Source organism: Candidatus Pelagibacter sp. HIMB1782 (assembly GCF_052047475.1).
Lineage (GTDB): Bacteria > Pseudomonadota > Alphaproteobacteria > Pelagibacterales > Pelagibacteraceae > Pelagibacter.
The window spans coordinates 14,763-35,788 of the sequence record NZ_JBNAKE010000002.1; the positions used below are offsets into that span (position 1 = coordinate 14,763).

Sequence of the window (21,026 nt, forward strand, 5' to 3'; positions counted from 1 at the left end):
TATGAAACTAGCCTCAATTTTAGAAAACCATAATATTGAGAAGAGAATAGCTATAACTCCTGAAATTGCAAAAAAATATATTAGTTTAGGATTTAATTTAACTTTACAAAATAATTATGGAACACATTTAGGTTTTAGTGATGAGGACTATAAAAACTTAGGAGTTAATTTTTTAGACAATGAAGATGAAATAATTAAAAATTCTGAGATAGTTATCCAATTAGGACTACCAGATGAAAAAAAGTTATCATTACTTAAAGAAAATCAAACTTTAATTGGTTCATTAAATGCTTTTTTAAATAGAGAAAAATTAGAGAATTTAAATTCCAAAAAAATAAATTGTTTTTCATTAGAGTTGCTTCCAAGAATAACAAGAGCTCAATCAATGGATATTTTATCATCACAAGCAAACCTTGCTGGTTATAAAGCTGTTGTGGAGGCCTTCAAAATATATGAAAAAGCAATCCCAATGATGATGACAGCAGCAGGAACTATTCCTGCAGCAAAAGTTTTAGTAGTTGGAGCAGGGGTTGCGGGACTACAAGCCATTGCAACAGCAAAAAGAATGGGTGCTGTTGTATTTGCGACTGATGTAAGAATGGCATCTAAAGAACAAGTTGAAAGTTTAGGTGGAAAATTTTTAAATGTAGAAGGATCCGAAAATTTAGAAACAGAAGGCGGTTACGCAAAGGAAGCTTCAAATGAATTTAAAAAGAAACAAGAAGAATTATTAACAGAGACATTAAAAAAAATTGACATAATAATTTGCACTGCTTTAATTCCAGGAAGAGAAGCTCCTAAAATTATCAAAGAAGAAATGTTTCAAAATTTACAACCAGGTTCTGTTATTTATGATTTAGCGGCAGTTCAAGGAGGAAACACTGCTTTTACTCAAGTTGATAAAATTGTTGAGAAAGATGGTGTTAAAATTTTAGGGGAGGCAAATATATTAAATAAATTGCCTGTATCAGCTTCTAATTTGTATGCTAAAAATATGTTTAATTTTATCTCTAATTTATATGATAAAGAAAGTAAGAAACTAAATATTAATTTAAAAGATGAAATAATAGAAAAAACACTTATTAAATAGTTTTATGGAAATAGATCCTTTTATATTTAGATTAAGCATATTTATATTATCAATATTTGTTGGTTACTATGTTGTATGGAGTGTAACACCTTCTTTACATACACCATTGATGTCAGTTACTAATGCGATTTCATCTGTAATTATTGTAGGAGCAATAATCGCAGCATTATCTGCAGGTGATGGAGTAGTTTTTTCATCATCTAGTATTTATGGATTTTTGGCAATTATTTTAGCAGCGGTTAATATTTTTGGTGGATTTTTAGTTACCCAAAGAATGTTAGCTATGTATAAAAAAAAGAAAAAGGATAAGTAATTAATGTCAGCAAATTTATCTGCAATTTTATATTTATTATCTGGGGTATTATTCATTTTAGCTTTAAGAGGATTATCATCTCCAGAAACCTCAAGACAAGGAAACTTTTTTGGAATAATAGGAATGGTTATTGCTGTAACAGTTACATTTCTTTCTGTTGGAAATTTTTCATCAGGATTTATTTATGTTTTAATATTTTTAGCAATTGGTGGAAGTATTGGTGCATTTATTGCTTATCGTATACCAATGACTGCAATGCCAGAATTAGTCGCTGGTTTTCATAGCTTGGTTGGGCTAGCAGCAGTTTTTGTTGCAATATCCGCATTTATTAATCCTGTTGCATTTAATCTTGGCACACCAGGAAATATTAAGCTAGCAAGTTTAATCGAAATGGCGATTGGAGCAGCTGTTGGTGCAATCACTTTTTCTGGTTCTGTTATAGCATTTTTAAAATTACAAGGAATTATGTCTGGTGCTCCTATAACATTTAAAGGACAGCACTTATTAAATGCATTATTGTTAATATTGATTGTAATATTAACGATTTATCTCTGTTCAACGCAATCACCAAATTTATTTTGGATATTAATTACAGTTTCTTTTTTAATAGGGTTTTTAATTATTATTCCTATAGGTGGTGCAGATATGCCAGTTGTAATCTCAATGTTAAATTCTTATTCAGGTTGGGCTGCAGCAGGCATAGGATTTACTTTAGAAAATACTGCTTTAATTATTACAGGAGCATTGGTCGGATCATCTGGTGCAATACTTTCTTATATAATGTGTAAAGGAATGAATAGATCATTCTTTAATGTAATCTTGGGTGGTTTTGGTGCTACAGATCAAACATCTGCGGACCGAAGTAAAGAACAACGACCAGTAAAAAGTGGTAATGCAGACGATGCAGCTTTTTTAATGAAAAATGCTTCTTCAGTTATAATAGTTCCAGGATACGGAATGGCAGTAGCACAAGCTCAGCACGCTTTAAGAGAAATGGTAGATACATTAAAAAAGAATGACATAAAAGTATCTTATGCAATTCATCCTGTGGCAGGAAGAATGCCTGGTCATATGAATGTTTTATTGGCTGAAGCTAATGTTCCATATGATGAAGTTTTTGAATTAGAGGAAATAAATAATGATTTTGCAAACGCAGATGTTGCATTTGTTATTGGTGCAAACGATGTTACTAATCCAGTGGCAAAAACAGACCCTCAAAGCCCAATTTTTGGAATGCCAGTTTTAGATGTGGAAAAATGTAAGTCAGTACTGTTTGTAAAAAGAAGTTTATCCCCTGGATATGCAGGAATAGATAATGATTTATTCTATAAAGAAAATACTTTGATGTTATTTGCAGATGCTAAAAAAATGACTGAGGATATAACAAAAAATTTGTAAAATTAAATGAATACAAAAATATTTTGTGATATTGCAGATATTACATTAATTAAAAAATACAATAAAATTAAAATTGTAAAAGGTTTCACAACAAACCCTAGCCTGATGAGGAAAGCGGGTGCAAAAGACTATGAATTATATTCTAAGAAAATACTTAAATATTGCAAAAAGAAACCAATTTCATTTGAAGTTTTTGCTGATGATCAAAAATCAATGATAGAACAAGGTAAAAAAATTAACTCTTGGGGTAAAAATGTATTTGTAAAAGTTCCTGTTGTAAATTCAAAAAACAAATTTACCGGCAAGATAATAAGAGAATTAAATAAAAATAATATAAAATTAAATATTACAGCTGTTTACACGGCAAAGCAGACAAAAAAAATTTTGCAAGTAATCAACAAGGAAACAAAAGTAATTATTTCTATTTTTGCTGGTAGAGCAGGGGATGCGGGTAAAGATCCGATTCCAGAATTTATAAAAAGTATTAATCTAGCAAAAAAATTCAAAAACGTCGAAATATTATGGGCAAGCGTTAGAGAACCTTATAATTATATACAAGCAAAACAATTAGGTTGTCATATTATAACTATACCACCAGCAATAATCGAAAAAATTCAAAATTTTGGAAAATCATTTAGCGAATTAACAAAAGAGACAGTGAAAGCATTTTTAGCTGATAGCAAATTGTCAAATTTTAAGATTTAGTGAAATTATTTGAGTATTAATTTTATATAATTGTTTAAAAAGTTCACATTACATGTGTATAGTAAAAATGAAAATAATTGTATGAATATTTCTGTAATCATTCCTGTCTATAATGAAGAAAGATATATATATAAAATAATTCAAAAAGTTCACAAGATTGAAATAAAAAAAGAAATCATCATAGTTAATGATGGTTCAACAGATAATACTTTAAAAATATTAAATAATATTAATTTAAATAATTTGAGGATAATACATAACCAACAAAATAAAGGAAAAGGACATGCAATTAGAACAGCATTAAAATTTGTTAAAAATGACATTATAATTATCCAAGATGCGGATTTGGAGTACGATCCATCAGACTATTTAAAATTACTAGAACCATTTAAGTTAGAAAATAAAATAGTAGTATATGGCAGTAGATTTCTAGAAAAAAAAATTTTTGACTTAAAAAAAAGCTTTAATCATAATTTTCGTTATATAGTTAATAAAGCACTGACTTTTTTTTTTAATATTTTAAATAATCAGTCAATTACAGATGCTCATACTTGCTACAAAGTGTTTCCAAAAGAAATAATACCTAGTTTAAATTTGGTAGAAGATGGTTTTAGTTTTTGTCCAGAATTTTCAACAAAAGTTGTTAAGTTAGGATTTAAAATTTATGAAGTTCCAATTTCTTATTATTCGAGATCTAAAGAAGAAGGAAAAAAAATTACTTATAAAGATGGATTTGATGTAATAAGAGCTTTAATAAAACATAGATATTTTGACAAAACATGAAGCTAAGCACTATTTTTAAAATAATTTATATAAATTTTTTAATAAGTTTAAGAAAGTTATTTAATCTTAAGGTGAGGCCTTATAAAATATTAATTAATCTTACCGATTTATGTAATTCTAGATGTAATTTTTGTGATATTTGGAAAATTAAACCTAAAAATGAAATAAATATTACAGATGTAGAAAATATTTTTAAATCTCTGAATTCCAACCTGTATTGGTTATCACTTAGTGGTGGTGAAGTTACATTAGTAAAATACTACAAAAACATGATTGATAGTTTGATTGCAAATTGCAAAAACATAAAAATACTTGCGTTTACAACGAATGCATTGGCACCTAATAGAGCATTAGATTATGCTATGTATGCAAAAAAAAAAGGTTTAGACGTTTTGGTTACTATTAGTTTAGATGGTGATGAATCGACACATGATAACCTTAGAGGTGTAAAAGGAAATTATAAAAAATGTTTTGATTTGTACGAAAAACTTAAAGAGGAAAAAATAAATTGTAATTTTGGAATCACTGTTAGTGATCAAAATAGTCAATTTATATTCAGCCAATACTTAAATTATAAAAAATTGATAAAGGCAATAACATTTGTCCATAATCATGGAATATTTGGGATAGATAAAGATTTTGAGGATAATAAAATTTTACAGTCTATAAATTTTATATATAAAAATTACCCTGTTAATAAATTGGAACATATCATAGAAAAAATTCATTTAAAAATAGCTATTTTATTTTTAAAACAAAAGAGAAAAAAAAATATTATTCCGTGTGATGTTATTAATTCCTCCTTGCATATTATGCCTAGTGGAGAAATAAAACCATGTATGTTTATGGATAGTTTGGGCAATATAAGAAAAAATACTGTCAATCAAATCTTAGATAGTGATAAAACAAAATTATTTATAGAAGATATAAAAAAAAATAAATGTCCAAAATGTTGGATGAATTGTTATTCACCACATTCGATTATGCAACATCCATTTAAATCTCTATATAACTATTTTGTAAAATAAATATAAGTTATTTTTTTGATTTAAAGAAAGTTGAAATTTGGTTGCGGGGGACGGATTTGAACCGCCGACCTTCAGGTTATGAGCCTGACGAGCTACCAGACTGCTCCACCCCGCGATATTTCTAAATTCTATTCTTAAGTTTATTTAACTTTTTAACTCTTTTAATGTTTTCTTGAAGAATTCTTTTTTTCTTTTCAGAAGGTTTCTCGTAAGTATTTTTTAATTTAATAACTTTGAAGAAACCGTCTCTTTGCAGTTTTCTTTTTAATACTCTTAATGCTTGTTCAACATTATTATCTTTTACTTCTATTTTAATAACTACCTCCAAAAAAAGTGGTTTGTTAACACTTTTATTAATTTATGTCTATTAGTTTTGTTCATTATATGCTTGTGGAATTAACTTTATTTTGTTTTTCTTTTTCTTTTTTTTCTCTCTTAATTCTTTTTTCAGCTTTTTCAATTGCATCCATCAGGTCTTTTTGAGAAAATAAATTTAATGCCACGGGATCTTTAGGGTTAAGATTATTGTAATTCCAGTAACTTTTATTTCTTATAGAAGTTACAGAGTTTTTTGTAATTCCAACTAATTTAGCTATTTGTGAATCTTTTAAAATATTATGTTGTCTAATAAGCCACAAAGCAGAATCTGGTTTATCTTGTCTTTTTGAAAGAGGGATATATTTCTTTATTTTCTTTTCATCATTTGAAATTTCAATATCAATACTTTTGATTTGTAATGGTCTACTTTCATCTTTAGATGATAATTCTATTTCATCTCTTGAAAGTTGTCCTGAAATAATTGGATTATAAGCTTTAATTCCTTTCGCAACCTCTCCATCAGCTATACCTTGTATCTCTACTTCGTGTAGTCTGCAGAAATCTGCAATCTGTTTGAATGTTAGTGTAGTGTTTTCTACTAACCAAACAGCAGTAGCCATGGGCATTAGAGGTGCATTTGACATTTAATTTTTCTTTTCTGATTTAAAGTTTTGAAATTTTTTATTAAATTTACTTATTCGACCTTTATCCATTAATTTCTGTTTTCCACCTGTCCAAGCAGCGTGTGATTTTGGATCAATTTCAAGTTTAAGCAAATCACCTTCAGCACCCCAAGTTGATTTTGTTTCAAATTGTGTACCGTCAGTCATTTCTACTTTGATAGTATGATAGTTTGGATGAATATTTTTTTTCATGCGGAGACTTATAGCAAAAGAATTTTTTAAAACAATTAAAAGTTAACTAATTTTTCAAGCATTTTATCGTTAATTGCACTACTTGAAGCTCGGATATCAATATTTTTCATATCAAACTTGTTAATTTCGTTAACTATTCCACCGGCCTCTTCAACCATTAAAGCACCAGCCGCCACATCCCAAATATTAATTTTATTATGAAAAAAACCATCGAGTCTTCCAGAGGCTACATATGCAAGATCAAGCGCCGCACATCCACTACATCTCATATTTAGATCACTAAATTTTGTACCTTCATGGTTACTTGAAAATAAACAATCTTCAATAGAATTTTTTTTTGACACTCTTAGTCTTTGATTATTTAGATATGCTCCCTTGTTTTTTTCAGAAAAAAACATTTCATCTTTTATTGGATCAAAAATTAATCCACTTATAATTTTGTTGTTAGACATGTGAGCAATACAAATAGCAAAGTGCGGAATTCCATGAAGAAAATTAGTAGTCCCATCTATTGGATCTATAATCCAAAAATTTTCTTTGTCCTTATTATTTATCTTGCCAGTTTCCTCTGTAATGAATGAGTAATTTTTTTTTGATTTAGATAATTCTTCAATTAAAATTTTTTCAACATTTTTATCTGTTTTTGTAACAAAATCGTAAGGTCCCTTTTTAGAAACTTGTAATTTTTCCACTTCGCCAAAATCTCTGATTACAGATTTAGATGCTTTTTCAGCAGCTTTTATCATTAAATTAAGATTTGAAGATATCGATATCATTTCAAATCTTTTTTACGTATTCTAAATTTCGAGTATCAACAATTACTTCGTCTCCTGCCTCTATAAACGGTGGAACTTGAATATTTAAACCATTATCTAAGGTTGCAGGTTTATAAGATGAAGATACAGTTTGACCTTTTAAAGCTGCATCAGTAGTTTCTATTTTACATTGTACCTGATTTGGTAATTCAACTGAAATTGGATTTTCATTATAAAAACTTACAGATACTTCAAGATTTTCAGTTAATAATTTACCCTGTTCTCCAATGATTTCTTTTTTAATTTCAATTTGTTCAAAAGTTTTAGGTTCCATAAAAAAGTAATTAGCATCATCTTCATACATATAATTGTATTTATTTTCATCTAATGATGCTTTTTCTACAGTTTCACTTGATCTAAATCTTTCATTTAGTTTGGTATTTTTACCAACACTTTTCATTTCTACTTGTGCAAATGCACCACCTTTTCCAGGTTTTACATGTTGTGTTTTTAGAACTTGCCAAAGATCATTTTTATATTCTAAAAGCATCCCAACTCTAATTTCACTTGCATTTATTTTCATATTAAACTTTCTATAGCTTCTTTAGGTTTGTATTTTTTATTATTCCAAATGTAGCCTGAGATAGCTAAAAAATTTGCATTGTTCAATAAAAGTTTTTTATAGTTTTCATTTGTTATTCCACCAATAGCTACGATGGGAATATTTGTTAATTTTTTTACTTTATTCAAAGTTTTTATATTAGCCCTGTATTTAGCTTTTTTTGTTTTCGTTGGAAAAAAAGCACCAAACGCAATGTAATTAGCTCTATTTTTAATTGCTTCTTTTGCAATTTTAATTGAGTTGTGACATGTTATTCCAATAATTTTATTTCCAATTATTTTTTTGGCCTCTTTAATATTCATATCTTTTTGCCCTAAATGACATCCATCAGCATCTAATTTTTTTGCAAGAACCGGGTCATCATTAACAATAAATTTTACATTATTTTTTTTACATGATTGTCTGATCTTTTTTCCTATCAAAAATTTTTTTTCAAATGAGTATTTTTTAAATCTCATTTGAAAAAAACTTATTTTACTTGATTTCAATACCTCATTCAGCATCTTGTAAAAATTCTTTGTTATTTTATTTGGAGAGATAAGATAAATAAATTTTTTTTTATTTATTCTCAAGATCGTTTGTCCATTTTCCTTGAGCAGCTAAAGTACACATTCTCGCTCTATGATTAAACACATCCTGTGTTTCGTTAGTTTTAGCGATGTCTTTAGACCAAAATTTAAGTGCACTTTGTTGTAAAGCTCGACCATATGAATAGGTCATTATAAAATTTGTACTATTGTTTTTACTAATTAAATTTAGATTTTCTGTTGCTTCTACTTCAGATTGACCTCCTGACAAGAAAGCTATTCCAGGGACTTCCGTTGGCACTGAACTTTTAAGACATTCAAGTGTTTTATTTGAAACTTCTTCATTAGAGATTTTGTTTTTTGAATTACTGCCAGCTAAAATCATATTTGGTTTTAATATAATCCCAGATAAATCAATTTTATGCAAAATTAATTCTTCAAAGCACTTTTTTATAACTTCTGAAGTTTTTTCCAAACACTCATCTGCTGAATGATCACCATCCATCAAAACCTCTGGTTCTACTATAGGAACCATCCCACTTTCTTGAACTAATGCAGCGTATCTTGCAAGTGCATGAGCATTCGAATGAATTGCAAGCTTGCTAGGATAATTATTGGTTATTGAATAAACACCTCTCCATTTTGTAAATCTTGCACCAAGTTCATAGTATTTTTTTAATCTTTCTCGAAGTCCATCTAGCCCCTCAGTAATCTTTTCTTCTGGAGAATTTGCTAAATTTTTTGCACCTGTATCTACTTTAATTCCTGGGACTGCTCCACTAGCAGAGATTAATTCAGGAATTGATTTACCTAAACTTGAAATTTGGTTTATTGTTTCATCGTATAAGATCACACCACCGATACAATCTTTCATACTTTCTGAACTAAAAAGAGTTTCTCTAAAAGCGAGTCTGTTTTTTGGTGTAGATTTAACATTAACAGCCTCAAGTCTTTTCGTCATAGTTCCGTTACTTTCATCTGCCGCAAGTATTCCTTTGCCATTTGAAAGTATTTTAAGAGCTATTTTATTTAGTTCTGACATATCAATTTAAAGCGCTTATACCAGGAAGTTCTTTTCCTTCAAGATATTCCAAAAATGCTCCACCTGCAGTTGAAACAAAATTAAATTCTTTAGCAGCATTTAAAGAATTAATTAATGAAACGGTATCTCCACCACCTACAACAGAGTAAATTTTATTTTCTTTATTTCTTTCAATTATTTTTTTTGCAATTGCAGCACTTCCATTAGCAAAATTGGGATTTTCAAAATAACCAGCAGGACCGTTCCATAATACGGTGTTTGTATTTTCAACAATATTACATATACTTTCAACAGTTTTTGGACCTATATCCAAAATCATTTCATCTAATTTAATTTGATTCAATTCTTTAATTTCAGGCTGACCATTTAAATCATTTGCTACTATTACATCTTCTGGAAAAATTATATTACAATTTTTTTCTTTTGAATATGAAAGTATTTCATTAACTATAGAATTAACATTTTCTTCCTTAAGAGATTTTCCAATGTTGTATCCATTGTGTTCAATTAAGTTATTCGCCATTGCACCCACAATTACTATGTTATCAAATTTTGGAATTAAATTTTTAATAATATTAATTTTAGTAGAAATTTTAGATCCTCCAATTATGCACGTAACAGGTTTAATTATATTAGATGTAATTTTTTTTAATGCACCAATCTCTAAATCTAGTTGTAATCCTGAAAAGGACGGTAAAAATTTTGAAATTTCACAAACAGATGCATGCGCTCTATGAGAACATGAAAAAGCATCATTTACATAAATATCACCTAAATTTGCCAAATGTTTTGCAAAATTAGCATCATTTTTTTCCTCTTCTGGATAAAATCTAATATTTTCAATTAATAAAATTTTTTCATTAAAATTATCAAGCATATCTTTTTTTATTTCATAAATATTTTTTTCGATAAGTTTTATTTTTTCATTTAATTTTTTTTCTATATCTTTTTGAATTGGTTTTAACGAAAGATCTTTAATTACTTTTCCTTTAGGTCGACCAACGTGAGATAAGATAACTATTTTTGAATTTTGCTTTAATAAAAATTCGATTGTTAGAAGAACTTTGTCAATTCTAGTTGTATCAGTTATCTCACCATTGTTAAGAGGGACATTTAAATCCAATCTTAAAATTACTATTTTACCTTGTAGGTTGGTTAGTTTGGAAACACTTTGCATTAAGAATTTTGATGAATAAATTCTGCAATATCACACATACGATTTGAAAAACCCCATTCATTATCATACCAGGCTGAAATTTTACCCATATTGTCTCCAACAACATTGGTAAGGGATCCATCAACAATCGCAGATGCTGGGTTATGATTAAAATCTATTGATACTAACTTTTCATGAGTGATTTCTAATACATTTTTAAGATTATTTTTTGATGCTAATTCAAATGATCGATTTATATTTTCTTTGTTGATATTTTTTTTTGTACAGAAAACTAATTCTACAAGTGAAACATTTGGGGTAGGTACTCTCATTGCAACTCCCTCTAATTTACCTTTCAAGCTAGGAATTATTTCGCCAATTGCTTTTGATGCACCAGTAGATGTTGGGACAATTGATTGACTCGCTGATCTTGCTCTTCTTGGGTCTTTATGAGAATTATCTAAAATTCTTTGATCACTAGTAAATGCGTGAATGGTAGTCATAAACCCTTTTTCAATTTCAAAATTTTCATTTAGTGTATGTACAACTGGAGCCAAACAGTTTGTGGTGCATGATGCGGCTGAGATTATTTGGTCCTTACTGGTTATATCTTTTTCATTTACACCAAATACAATTGTTTTATCTGCGTTTTTACATGGCGCAGATACTATTACTTTTTTTGCTCCATTTTTAATATGAGCTAAAAGTTTTTCTTTAGAATTAAATTTGCCTGTACACTCAAAAACATAATCAACATCAAATTTTTTCCAGTCTATATCTTCAATATTAGACTCCTGTGAAAATGTAATTTTTTCATTATTTATTATTAAGTGATTTTCATCAAAATCTAAATCAGCATCAAATCTACCATGAATTGAGTCATATTTTATTAATGTACAAGTAGTCTCAGAATTTGATCTATTGTTTATGTGTTGTATTTTTATTTTTTTATCTTGGCTTTCTATAATTGATCGAACTACCATTCGACCAATTCTACCCATTCCATTAATTCCAACTTTAATTGTCATAATTAATTTTTAATTAAATTTTTTGATTTGTTAGTTATATTTTCTTTTGTTAGCCCAAAATATTTATATATTTCTTTAAAAGGTGCACTTTTACCAAATTCATTAATTCCAAAATTTTTTCCATTTTCACCAACATACTTTTTCCAACAATCACTTGAACCAGCTTCTATAGAGATTTTATTTTTGGTTTCATTTAGTATTTTATTTCTATAAGTTTTACTTTGTTTATCAAAAAGCTCCATACAAGGTACTGAAATAACTTTAGAATAAATTTTTTCTTTAGCAAGTTTATGACTAGCCTCGATTGCAAGATTTACTTCTGAACCACTTGCTAAAATTGTTAATTTAATTTTCTTATTTGTTCTAAGCACCTCATAAGCACCAAGTGAACATTTATTATTTGAGGAATATTTTTTTCTGATTGGATCTAAATTTTGTCTTGTAAGAGACAGCACACTTGGAGTATTTGCAGTTTTTAACGCATGCTCCCAGCATTCAATTGTTTCAATTCTATCTGCAGGTCTAAAGACATTTAGGTTTGGAATTGATCTTAAACCAGATAATTGCTCAATTGGTTGATGTGTTGGCCCATCCTCACCTAAGCCAATTGAATCATGTGTCATCACATAAATAACTCTTTGTTGCATTAGAGCTGACAATCTTATCGATGGTTTGCAGTAATCAGAAAAAATTAAAAAAGTTCCACCATAAGGAATAAAATTGCTGTGGAGTGCTATTCCATTCATGACCCCACTCATTGCATGTTCCCTGACACCATAGTGAATATAATTTCCATCAAAATTTCCTGGTGTAATAATTTTATGTTTTTTTGTTTTTGTATTGTTAGATCCAGCCAAATCTGCAGAACCACCAATTAAATTATTATTTGAATTGGTTAATGCACTTAAAGTTAACTCAGAACATTTTCTTGTTGCTAGGCTTTTAGATTCTTTAATTGCAAGTTTCTTTTCTGAATTTAAAACATTTTTAAAGTTATTATTTTTGGTTAGATTTAATTTTTTACTTTGTTTTTTAATTAATTTGTTCCATTTTTTTTCATTTAACTGACCCTTGCTTCCTATAGCTCTCCATTTGTTCAATAATTTATTTGGAATTTCAAAAGGTTTATATTTCCATTCAAGTACTTTTCTTACTAATTTAATTTCATCTAATCCTAAAGGGCTACCATGTGAAGACGATTTACCAGATTTATTTGGAGAACCATATCCAATTTTTGTTTTACAAGAAATTACTGTTGGTTTTTTTGCATTTTGAACTCTTTTTAAAGCTCTGTAAATTTGATTTTCATTATGACCATCAATTAATATGTAATCCCATCCATAGCTTTCAAATCTTTTTTTAAAATTGTCTGATACAGCAAGACTTGTTGGACCATCTATTGAAATGTTATTATTATCGAAAAGCATCACCAAATTTTTTAATTTTAAGTGACCAGCTAAACTCATTGCTTCGTGACTAATACCTTCCATCAAGCAACCATCGCCAGCTAGAACATAAGTTTTGTGATTAATTAGATTTTTACCTAACTTTTTTTTGAGTACTTCTTCAGCTATTGCGAATCCAACTGCATTTGCTATTCCCTGCCCAAGCGGACCAGTGGTTGTTTCAATTCCAGTTTTTGGATGATATTCTGGATGACCTGCACAAATAGAGTTTAGTTGTCTAAACTTTTTTATCGAATTTAACGAAATACTTTTATAACCAGTTAAATATAACAATGAATAAAGAAGCATTGAACCATGCCCGGCTGATAAAACAAATCTATCTCTATTTATCCAATTTGGATTTTGCGGATTGAATTTTAAAAAATGCCTAAAAAGTACCGTTGCAACATCCGCCATGCCCATTGGCATCCCAGGGTGACCAGAATTAGCTTTTTGAACTGCATCAATAGATAAAAATCTGATACAATTTGCTAAATCGTTATGTATTTTACTCAAAATTATCCTGACTAGACTAAGAAGATTCTATTTAATATTATAAGTATATATATATGAATTCTATAAACGAAAAAGAAAAAAAACTTAATCTAGCTTTAGAGGAATTAAAAAATTTAGATCTAACTAATCCGGTTTTGGAAAATAATATTGAAAATCTTAACTTGCAAAAAAATCAATTAGAGATTGAAAAAAATGAGTTAGAAAAAAAATATAAAGAGCTAATAGATCAGAACGAAATTTTGTCTAAAAGATTAGATGAGTTTAGAAGTAAAGAAAAGGCGGAAGAAAGAAAACAAATAGAGTTTTCAGAGAAAATTGATGAATTAAATCAAGAAACAGATACTTTGTTGGAAGAGATTGATAAATGGCAAATGTAAGTATTAAATTCAATAATAAAGAGTTTCTACTATCTTGTGATGATGGACAAGAGGAACATCTAGAGGAATTGTTAATTCAAATAAATCAAAAATTTAATCATTTAAAAAATGATCTTGGCAATTTAGGAGAGAATAAACTTTTATTAATTACAGCAGTTAAAATAATGGATGAATACTACGAAACAAAGAAGAAAGTTGAACAAAAGAAACAAGAATTAAAAGATTTATCAAATAAATTTAAAGAATTAAAAACTCTAATTTATGAATATAAAGATAAAAAAGAAGATGAAATAAAAGAGTTAAATTTAAATCATGAAAAATTGAAAATCGAGATTGAAACTAATCAAAAAAAATATGAAGATTTAATTGATACTGCTGCAGAAAAAATTTCAAGTTTTGTCGAAAAAGCAAAACAAGAAAATTTATCTCAATAAATTTGTGAATAAATCTAAATTAAGAAGAAAGATAACATCACTTAGAAAAAAAAATTTTCAAGAAAATTTGAAAATTAATTCTTTAAAATTAATTAAATTTCTAAGCGATAATAAGCTTAAAACAAAAATTGTTGGAGGATATTATCCATGCAATCATGAAATAGATGATTTAGAAGTTTTAAATTTATTTAGTAAAAATAAAAAAATTACCTCATTACCGATCATCAAGAAAAACAACCAAATGGACTTTTATGAATGGTCCAAAGATAATCCATTAAAAATAAACAAATACGGGATTATTGAACCATTATCTCAAAAGAAAGTTTATCCAGATATATTACTAGTTCCACTATTAGCTTTTGATAAACATTTTAACCGTTTAGGTTATGGAGGTGGTTTTTATGATCGTTATATTGAAAAAATTGAAATTAAAAAAAAGGTATTTAAAGTAGGATTTGCCTTTTCTTTTCAAGAATTAAAAGAAGTACCAGTTAATAATTATGATAAGAAGCTTGATTTAATAATTACTGAAAGAGGTTTAATATTTTGAGAATTTTATTTTTAGGCGATGTTGTTGGTATTTCGGGGTGCTCTAAACTTACAAGCAGCTTACTTAGTGAAATTAAAACAAAAAAAATTGATTTTGTTATTGCTAATGGTGAAAATGCTGCAGCTCAAGGGGTTGGTTTGACGGAGGAAATTTGCAAAGATTTCTATAACTGTGGTGTTAACGTAATAACAACTGGTAATCATGTATGGGATCAAAAAGAAATCATGAAGTACATAGAAAAAGAAGAGAGATTGTTACGTCCTAAAAACCTTTTTGAACCTGCACCGGGCCGAGGATTTCAAATTTTCAAAACTGATAAAAATATTAGAATCGGTGTACTTAACCTTATGGGCAATGTTTTTATGAAAAAGTGTGAAGATGTTTTTGAAACTTCAAAAAAATTTTTAAGTGAATTCAATTTAAAAGATGACTACGATTTATTAGTAGTTGATTTTCATGGTGAAATTACTAGTGAAAAAAATGCTATAGGTCATTTTTTTGATGGTCATGCAACGTTAGTTGTTGGAACTCACACTCATATTCCAACTAATGATGCAAGAATACTAAACAATGGTACTGGATACCAGACAGACGCTGGTATGTGTGGGGATTATGACTCTGTAATTGGGATGGACAAGGAAAATTCCTTAAACAGATTTCTAAAAAAAGACTCGGTCAAACATTTTCCAGCAGTTGGGGAAGGGACTTTGTCTGGTGTTATTGTTGATTGTGATATAAATACTGGTTTAGCTAAAAACATTAATAGTTATATATTTGGAGATAAACTAAAAAATATTTAATTTATATATGGCAGGTCATTCTCATTGGGCAGGTATTAAACATAAAAAAGGAAAAGCTGATAAGCAACGTTCAAAAATTTTTTCAAAGTTGTCTAAAGAAATTACTGTAGCTGCAAAGCTCGGAGACAAAGATCCTGCAATGAACCCAAGATTAAGATCAGCAGTACAGGCTGCTAGATCAGCAAATATGCCAAAAGATAATATTGAAAGGGCAATAGATAAATCTTCTGCTGCATCTGGTGCAAATTTTGAAAATTTGAGATATGAAGGATTTGGACCAAATAAAATTGCTGTAATTGTTGAAACTTTAACTGATAATAAAAATAGAACAGCTTCCAATGTGAGAACCATTTTTCAAAAATCTGGTGGAAGTTTAGGTACGCAAGGATCAGCATCTCATAACTTTAAACAACTTGGGATAATAAAGATTGATAAAAATGAAATATCAGAAGACAAAATTTTTGAATTGGCTATAGAAGCTGGTGCAGAGGAATGTATTTCTCACCAGGAATTTCATGAAGTTCAGTGTGTTTCAAATGAAATTTATAATGTTAAAAAAAATTTAGAAAATACAATTGCAAATTTTATTTCCACAGAGATTGAGTGGGTGCCAATCAATAGTGTTGATATTCAAAATGATGAAAAAGAGAGTGTGATTGAGTTTTTAGAAAATCTAGAAGATGACGATGATGTTCAGAACGTTTTTTCAAACGTAAATTTGGGAAATATTTAATGTTAATAATAGGAATTGATCCAGGAATATCAGGATCTATATGTTTTTTAGAGGATGGAATAATTAAAGATGTGCTTGAGATGCCAACAATGACTGAAGGGAAAAAAAATAAAAAGCAAGTTAATGGATCTCAAATATATAATGAAATTTCTTTTAGAATAAAAACATATGAAAAAAAAAATATTAAAGTTGTTATAGAACAAGTTTCAGCTATGCCAGGTCAAGGAGTAACTAGTATGTTTAATTTTGGTCAATCTTTTGGAATTTTAAAAGGTATTTGCAGTGCAATGCAGTTACCAATTTATTTTGTAAGACCTGCAAAATGGAAAAAATATTTTAATTTAATTAATTCAGAAAAGGATGCTAGCAGGACAAGAGCTATTGAAATATTTCCTTATTTTTCGTCAAATTTATCTAAAAAAAAAGACTCCAATAAAGCTGATGCAATTCTGATAGCTAGTTATTTTCATGAAACATACAAAAATGACTAATCTTTAAAATTATATAGTCAAATTCATGACACAATTAAGTGTGATGAGTGATTATGGAAGCAGACATAGCCGCAAATGCATTAGACTTAGGAACAAATACAGATTTTTCACTTCTAAGTTTATTTTTAAAAGCAGACATAATTGTTAAAGCAGTAATGATTAGCTTAATACTTTGCTCAGTATACTCATGGGCGGTGATTATAGAAAAATATAGACTTTTTAAAAAAATAAATAAATCTTCAGAAGAATTTGAAGAAAAATTTTGGAACTCTAAATCTGCTGAAAATTTTTATAACAGTTTACCAAATAATTTAGAAGACCCAATGTCTTTGGTATTCCAAAATGCTATGGAAAACTTACTTAAGAAAAAATCAAAAACAAATTTGAGTGAAAGAATGACTGCCTTTCTTGAGGGTGGAATAGAAAAAGAAATGTCAAAGATTGAAAAGGGATTTACATTTTTAGCAACTGTTGGTTCAACCGCACCATTTATTGGATTGTTTGGAACAGTTTGGGGAATTATGAATTCTTTTCAGTCAATTGCTATTTCAAGAAATACTAGTCTTGCAATAGTTGCACCTGGTATAGCTGAAGCATTGTTTGCTACTGCATTAGGACTGTTAGCTGCGATACCTGCTGTAGTTGCTTACAATAAATTTAATACAGATGCAAAAAAATACTCAGAAAAATTAGAGAATTTTTCAAAAAGATTTTTAACAATAATTTAAATGGCTTTTAAATTAAATCGCTCATCAAAAGAACCAATGAGTGAGATTAACGTAACACCCTTTGTTGATGTGATGTTGGTTCTATTAATTATATTCATGGTCACTGCACCGCTTTTAACAGTAGGTGTTCAGGTTGATCTACCTGAGAGTTCAGCAGATTCTTTGCCTGAGGAAACAGAACCTTTGACACTTTCTATCAATGCGAAAGGAGAAATTTTTATACAGGAGTCAAAAGTTGAATATGAGAATATAATTTCTAAAGTTTTAGCAGTTTCTAAAAATAGAACTGATACAAGAATTTATGTTAGGGGCGATAAAACTATAAACTATGGTAGGGTTTTAGAGATAATGGGTTTATTATCTGGATCAGGTTTTACAAAGGTTGCCTTAATCTCTGAGCCTCTTAAACAAAGGTAGTTATAGTGAAGAGTAGTAGTATAGCTATATCCTCAGCTTTACACCTATCTTTAGTTGTCCTTACAGCTTTGAGTTTGCCTTTTCTATCAAAAAAACCAATAGATATTCCACCCATAGTTTCTGTTGAATTAATTCAAATAACAGAGGAAACAAATATTCCTTTTGCGCCTAAAGCAAAAAAAATTATTGAAAAAGTAAAAGAAAAAGAAAAAAAACTTGTCTCAGAACAAGCTCCACCTAAGAAAGTAAAAAAAACCAAAACCAAGACTGTTGTTTCAGAGAAAAAAAACAAAACGATAGAAAAACAAAATCCTGAAGCTGTCCCTTTGCCAGATAAAGAGGTAAAAAAATTAAAGACCAAAGAGGAAAAAAAACAAAATCCAGAAAAAGTGGATAATGAAGTAAAGCAAGTATCTGAGTTTGAAAAAAAAGATTTATTTGATCCAAATAACATTGCAGCATTGATAGATAAATCAAAAGAAGAAACAGCGGAAAAAGTGAAAACCAATAATGATGTTACTCAAGATCAAGTAAGAAACGTTGAAAATTCTAAACTAACATTAAGTGAGGAAGATGCTTTAAAGGCCCAAATATTTGGTTGTTGGAGCATACCTTTAGGTTTGCCTTATGATGAAAATTTACTAGTTAGAATAAAGTTAAAGCTTAAACCAGATGGTTCAGTCACCAAAACTGAGATTTTAGATCATGCTAGAATGAATAAACCTGGACAAGGTTTTTATAAAGTCTTAGCAGAAAGTGCCTTAAGAGCAGTAAGATTATGTCAACCTTTGAGAGTTCCAGCCTCTGGTTATGAGAGATGGAAAGAATTACAATTAAATTTTGATGCAAGAGAGATGTTAGGAGGTTAGTATAAAGAATTTATGATTAAAAAATTTATAATTTTCATTTTTGTTTTTTTTCCAATAAAAGCTTTAGCGTTAATTGAAGTTGATATTACAAGGGGAAATTTAAACCCTCTTCCACTAGCAGTCTCACCATTATCAATAGACGAAACCTCTAGAAAGAATTTTGAACAAATTTTAGATAAAGAGAACATTGGATCGGAAATATCATTAATTGTTGAAAATAATTTAAGAACCTCAGGTTTATTTAATCCTTTAGATAAAAAAGCATTTTTACAAGCTCCAGATATAGCAAATTTAAAACCAAGATTTGAGGATTGGAATTTAATTAAAGCTCAAGCTCTTATCACCGGTAAAGTAAATTTTATTAATGATAAATTAAGAGTTGAGTTTAGACTTTGGGATGTGCTTGCCGCAAAAGAGATGATGGCTTTAGCATTTACAACTGTACCAACAAATTGGAGAAGAGTTGGGCATATAATATCAGATAAGGTGTATGAAAGATTAACAGGAGAAAAAGGGTATTTTGATACAAGAATAATTTATGTTGCAGAAGAAGGACCAAAAACACAAAGAATAAAAAAATTAGCTATCATGGATCAAGATGGTGCAAATAATAAATTTCTAACTTTAGGAAATGAGCTTGTACTTACTCCACGATTTAACCCTGCTAGCCAAATGGTTACTTATCTATCTTATTTTAAAAATATGCCACGTGTTTATCTTTTAGATATTGAAACAGGAACACAGGAAGTAGTTGGAGATTTTCCTGGAATGACATTTGCTCCTAGATTTTCACCTGATGGTAAAAAAATAATCATGAGTTTCGCAAAAGATGGAAAATCAGATATTTATACAATGAATTTAGAAACTCGATTAGTAGAAAGAATAACAAATCATCCTTCAATTGATACATCACCTTCTTATTCTCCAGATGGAAAATATATAACTTTTAACTCTGACAGAAGTGGTTACCAACAAATTTATGTCATGAAAAATGATGGAAGTGACGTGAAAAGAATTTCTTTTGGTAATGGTTTGTACGGAACACCAGTTTGGTCTCCTAGGGGTGATTTAATTGCATTTACAAAATTACATAAAGGAAAATTTTATATTGGAGTGATGAGAACAGATGGAACTGGTGAAAGATTGTTAACAGAAAACTATTATCAAGAGGCCCCATCTTGGTCACCTAATGGAAGAGTTTTGATATTTTATAGAGAAACAAAAACTAATTCTAAAGGCGAAGGTTTTTCTGCTAAATTATGGTCTATTGATTTAACTGGCTATAATGAAAGATTGATAACAACTGAGACGGATGCATCTGACCCATCTTGGTCGTCTTTATTAAGTAATTAATATCATTTTATCTTTAAATACGATGAAATTTCTTGATTTTTTGGGTTGAAACATCTAATTAGTTGTGAAAAAAATAGTATTTGAAAAAGCAGCAAGGAGCAAATTAATGAGATTAAACAAAATTTTCAAAAACACGTTATTAGTTATTTCAGCTGGAATAATTTTAACAGCGTGTGCAACAAAAAAAGAGGTAGCTGTAGAGGCGCCAAAAAAAGAAGAAACTAAAAAAGAAGAAGTAACTAAAATTGAAAAAATTGCAGGTCAAATGCAAGGAGATGTTTACGTTGGAACTGATAGCGTAAAATATTTAGCAGATGGTGTTGCTGATAGAGTGTTCTTTGCAACTAATGAATCTATATTAACTACAGCTTCAAGAGAAACTTTAAGAGCTCAAGCTGCTTGGTTAAGAGAAAATTCTAACATCACTGTAGTTTTAGAGGGTCATGCAGATGAAAGAGGAACAAGAGAATATAACTTAGCACTTGGTGAAAGAAGAGCTAACGCTGCAAAAGATTATCTAATGACTTATGGTGTTTCATCAGACAGAATTACTGTAATCAGTTATGGTAAAGAAAGACCTGTTGACTCAGGATCAAATCCTTTAGCATGGTCTAAAAACAGAAGATCAGTTACTGTTAAAGCAAACTAAAGAATTTTTAAAAAAGACCCTAGA

At 28.9% G+C, this 21,026-nt stretch carries 27 protein-coding genes and 1 tRNA gene; 17 read left to right on the forward strand and 11 right to left on the reverse strand.

Annotation, left to right across the window (positions count from 1 at the left end):
* Position 1 precedes the first annotated feature (1 nt).
* From ACTTAO_RS04580 to ACTTAO_RS04605, 6 genes are all read left to right on the forward strand, one after another.
* The gene (locus ACTTAO_RS04580) at positions 2–1,090 is read left to right on the forward strand and encodes an NAD(P) transhydrogenase subunit alpha (protein ID WP_440691133.1); all 1,089 of its coding nucleotides are present in this window, start codon (positions 2–4) and stop codon (positions 1,088–1,090) included.
* Between the two features lie 4 nt (positions 1,091–1,094).
* The gene (locus tag ACTTAO_RS04585; protein WP_440691134.1) at positions 1,095–1,403 is read left to right on the forward strand and encodes a proton-translocating transhydrogenase family protein; all 309 of its coding nucleotides are present in this window, start codon (positions 1,095–1,097) and stop codon (positions 1,401–1,403) included.
* Positions 1,404–1,406: 3 nt separating this feature from the next.
* Complete coding sequence (locus ACTTAO_RS04590) at positions 1,407–2,801, forward strand: NAD(P)(+) transhydrogenase (Re/Si-specific) subunit beta (RefSeq protein WP_440691136.1); 1,395 nt, start codon at positions 1,407–1,409, stop codon at positions 2,799–2,801.
* A gap of 6 nt (positions 2,802–2,807) precedes the next feature.
* Entirely contained in the window at positions 2,808–3,506 is a 699-nt protein-coding gene (locus ACTTAO_RS04595; protein WP_440691138.1) for a transaldolase family protein, read from the forward strand.
* Positions 3,507–3,587: 81 nt separating this feature from the next.
* Positions 3,588–4,289, forward strand: coding sequence for a glycosyltransferase family 2 protein (locus ACTTAO_RS04600; RefSeq protein ID WP_440691139.1), 702 nt, complete (start codon positions 3,588–3,590; stop codon positions 4,287–4,289).
* A gap of 71 nt (positions 4,290–4,360) precedes the next feature.
* Complete coding sequence (locus ACTTAO_RS04605) at positions 4,361–5,317, forward strand: radical SAM protein (protein WP_440691141.1); 957 nt, start codon at positions 4,361–4,363, stop codon at positions 5,315–5,317.
* Between the two features lie 38 nt (positions 5,318–5,355).
* Here ACTTAO_RS04605 and ACTTAO_RS04610 read toward each other — a convergent pair.
* From ACTTAO_RS04610 to tkt, 11 genes are all read right to left on the reverse strand, one after another.
* Positions 5,356–5,432 (reverse strand) — tRNA-Met (locus ACTTAO_RS04610).
* A gap of 6 nt (positions 5,433–5,438) precedes the next feature.
* Positions 5,439–5,633, reverse strand: a complete 195-nt coding sequence (gene rpsU / locus ACTTAO_RS04615; RefSeq protein WP_075484443.1) for a 30S ribosomal protein S21 — start codon at positions 5,631–5,633, stop codon at positions 5,439–5,441.
* A gap of 64 nt (positions 5,634–5,697) precedes the next feature.
* Positions 5,698–6,279: a cell cycle transcriptional regulator TrcR gene (locus ACTTAO_RS04620; RefSeq protein WP_440691142.1), complete on the reverse strand. Its 582-nt coding sequence runs from the start codon at positions 6,277–6,279 to the stop codon at positions 5,698–5,700.
* A complete protein-coding gene (gene rpmE, locus ACTTAO_RS04625; RefSeq protein ID WP_075506043.1) occupies positions 6,280–6,510 on the reverse strand; it encodes a 50S ribosomal protein L31 in 231 nt (76 codons plus the stop codon).
* 35 nt (positions 6,511–6,545) lie between these two features.
* Positions 6,546–7,286: an inositol monophosphatase family protein gene (locus ACTTAO_RS04630; RefSeq protein WP_440691143.1), complete on the reverse strand. Its 741-nt coding sequence runs from the start codon at positions 7,284–7,286 to the stop codon at positions 6,546–6,548.
* Position 7,287: 1 nt separating this feature from the next.
* A complete protein-coding gene (gene efp / locus ACTTAO_RS04635; protein ID WP_440618057.1) occupies positions 7,288–7,848 on the reverse strand; it encodes an elongation factor P in 561 nt (186 codons plus the stop codon).
* A complete protein-coding gene (gene thiE, locus ACTTAO_RS04640; RefSeq protein ID WP_440691144.1) occupies positions 7,845–8,459 on the reverse strand; it encodes a thiamine phosphate synthase in 615 nt (204 codons plus the stop codon). Before thiE ends, efp begins: the two co-directional genes overlap by 4 nt.
* Positions 8,446–9,456, reverse strand: a complete 1,011-nt coding sequence (locus ACTTAO_RS04645; protein WP_440691146.1) for a class I fructose-bisphosphate aldolase — start codon at positions 9,454–9,456, stop codon at positions 8,446–8,448. The genes thiE and ACTTAO_RS04645 overlap by 14 nt, the downstream gene beginning before the upstream one ends.
* Position 9,457: 1 nt before the next feature.
* A complete protein-coding gene (locus tag ACTTAO_RS04650) occupies positions 9,458–10,633 on the reverse strand; it encodes a phosphoglycerate kinase (RefSeq protein WP_440691147.1) in 1,176 nt (391 codons plus the stop codon).
* The gene (gene gap, locus ACTTAO_RS04655; protein WP_440691148.1) at positions 10,633–11,640 is read right to left on the reverse strand and encodes a type I glyceraldehyde-3-phosphate dehydrogenase; all 1,008 of its coding nucleotides are present in this window, start codon (positions 11,638–11,640) and stop codon (positions 10,633–10,635) included. Before gap ends, ACTTAO_RS04650 begins: the two co-directional genes overlap by 1 nt.
* Positions 11,641–11,642: 2 nt before the next feature.
* Entirely contained in the window at positions 11,643–13,601 is a 1,959-nt protein-coding gene (gene tkt, locus ACTTAO_RS04660; RefSeq protein WP_440691149.1) for a transketolase, read from the reverse strand.
* 53 nt (positions 13,602–13,654) lie between these two features.
* Between tkt and ACTTAO_RS04665 the strand changes: the two genes are divergently transcribed.
* The 11 genes from ACTTAO_RS04665 (at position 13,655) to pal (ending at position 21,002) form a co-directional block, all read left to right on the forward strand.
* The gene (locus ACTTAO_RS04665; protein ID WP_440618063.1) at positions 13,655–13,978 is read left to right on the forward strand and encodes a 5-formyltetrahydrofolate cyclo-ligase; all 324 of its coding nucleotides are present in this window, start codon (positions 13,655–13,657) and stop codon (positions 13,976–13,978) included.
* Positions 13,966–14,412: a cell division protein ZapA gene (locus tag ACTTAO_RS04670; RefSeq protein WP_440618064.1), complete on the forward strand. Its 447-nt coding sequence runs from the start codon at positions 13,966–13,968 to the stop codon at positions 14,410–14,412. The genes ACTTAO_RS04665 and ACTTAO_RS04670 overlap by 13 nt, the downstream gene beginning before the upstream one ends.
* A gap of 4 nt (positions 14,413–14,416) precedes the next feature.
* Positions 14,417–14,962, forward strand: coding sequence for a 5-formyltetrahydrofolate cyclo-ligase (locus ACTTAO_RS04675; RefSeq protein WP_440691150.1), 546 nt, complete (start codon positions 14,417–14,419; stop codon positions 14,960–14,962).
* Complete coding sequence (locus tag ACTTAO_RS04680; RefSeq protein ID WP_440647369.1) at positions 14,959–15,762, forward strand: TIGR00282 family metallophosphoesterase; 804 nt, start codon at positions 14,959–14,961, stop codon at positions 15,760–15,762. Before ACTTAO_RS04675 ends, ACTTAO_RS04680 begins: the two co-directional genes overlap by 4 nt.
* Before the next feature lie 7 nt (positions 15,763–15,769).
* A complete protein-coding gene (locus ACTTAO_RS04685; RefSeq protein WP_440657097.1) occupies positions 15,770–16,495 on the forward strand; it encodes a YebC/PmpR family DNA-binding transcriptional regulator in 726 nt (241 codons plus the stop codon).
* Positions 16,495–16,986, forward strand: coding sequence for a crossover junction endodeoxyribonuclease (locus tag ACTTAO_RS04690; protein ID WP_440618068.1), 492 nt, complete (start codon positions 16,495–16,497; stop codon positions 16,984–16,986). The genes ACTTAO_RS04685 and ACTTAO_RS04690 overlap by 1 nt, the downstream gene beginning before the upstream one ends.
* 53 nt (positions 16,987–17,039) lie before the next feature.
* The gene (gene tolQ, locus ACTTAO_RS04695) at positions 17,040–17,714 is read left to right on the forward strand and encodes a protein TolQ (protein ID WP_440691151.1); all 675 of its coding nucleotides are present in this window, start codon (positions 17,040–17,042) and stop codon (positions 17,712–17,714) included.
* The gene (tolR, locus tag ACTTAO_RS04700) at positions 17,715–18,131 is read left to right on the forward strand and encodes a protein TolR (protein WP_440691152.1); all 417 of its coding nucleotides are present in this window, start codon (positions 17,715–17,717) and stop codon (positions 18,129–18,131) included.
* A 5-nt stretch (positions 18,132–18,136) separates the two neighbouring features.
* Positions 18,137–19,000 carry an energy transducer TonB gene (locus ACTTAO_RS04705; RefSeq protein WP_440691153.1) on the forward strand — a complete coding sequence of 288 codons (864 nt, stop codon included), beginning with the start codon at positions 18,137–18,139 and terminating at the stop codon, positions 18,998–19,000.
* 12 nt (positions 19,001–19,012) lie between these two features.
* On the forward strand, positions 19,013–20,353 hold the full coding sequence (gene tolB, locus ACTTAO_RS04710; RefSeq protein ID WP_440691155.1) for a Tol-Pal system beta propeller repeat protein TolB: 1,341 nt from the start codon (positions 19,013–19,015) through the stop codon (positions 20,351–20,353).
* A 106-nt stretch (positions 20,354–20,459) separates the two neighbouring features.
* Complete coding sequence (pal, locus tag ACTTAO_RS04715; RefSeq protein ID WP_440691810.1) at positions 20,460–21,002, forward strand: peptidoglycan-associated lipoprotein Pal; 543 nt, start codon at positions 20,460–20,462, stop codon at positions 21,000–21,002.
* The last annotated feature ends 24 nt before the right edge of the window (positions 21,003–21,026 follow it).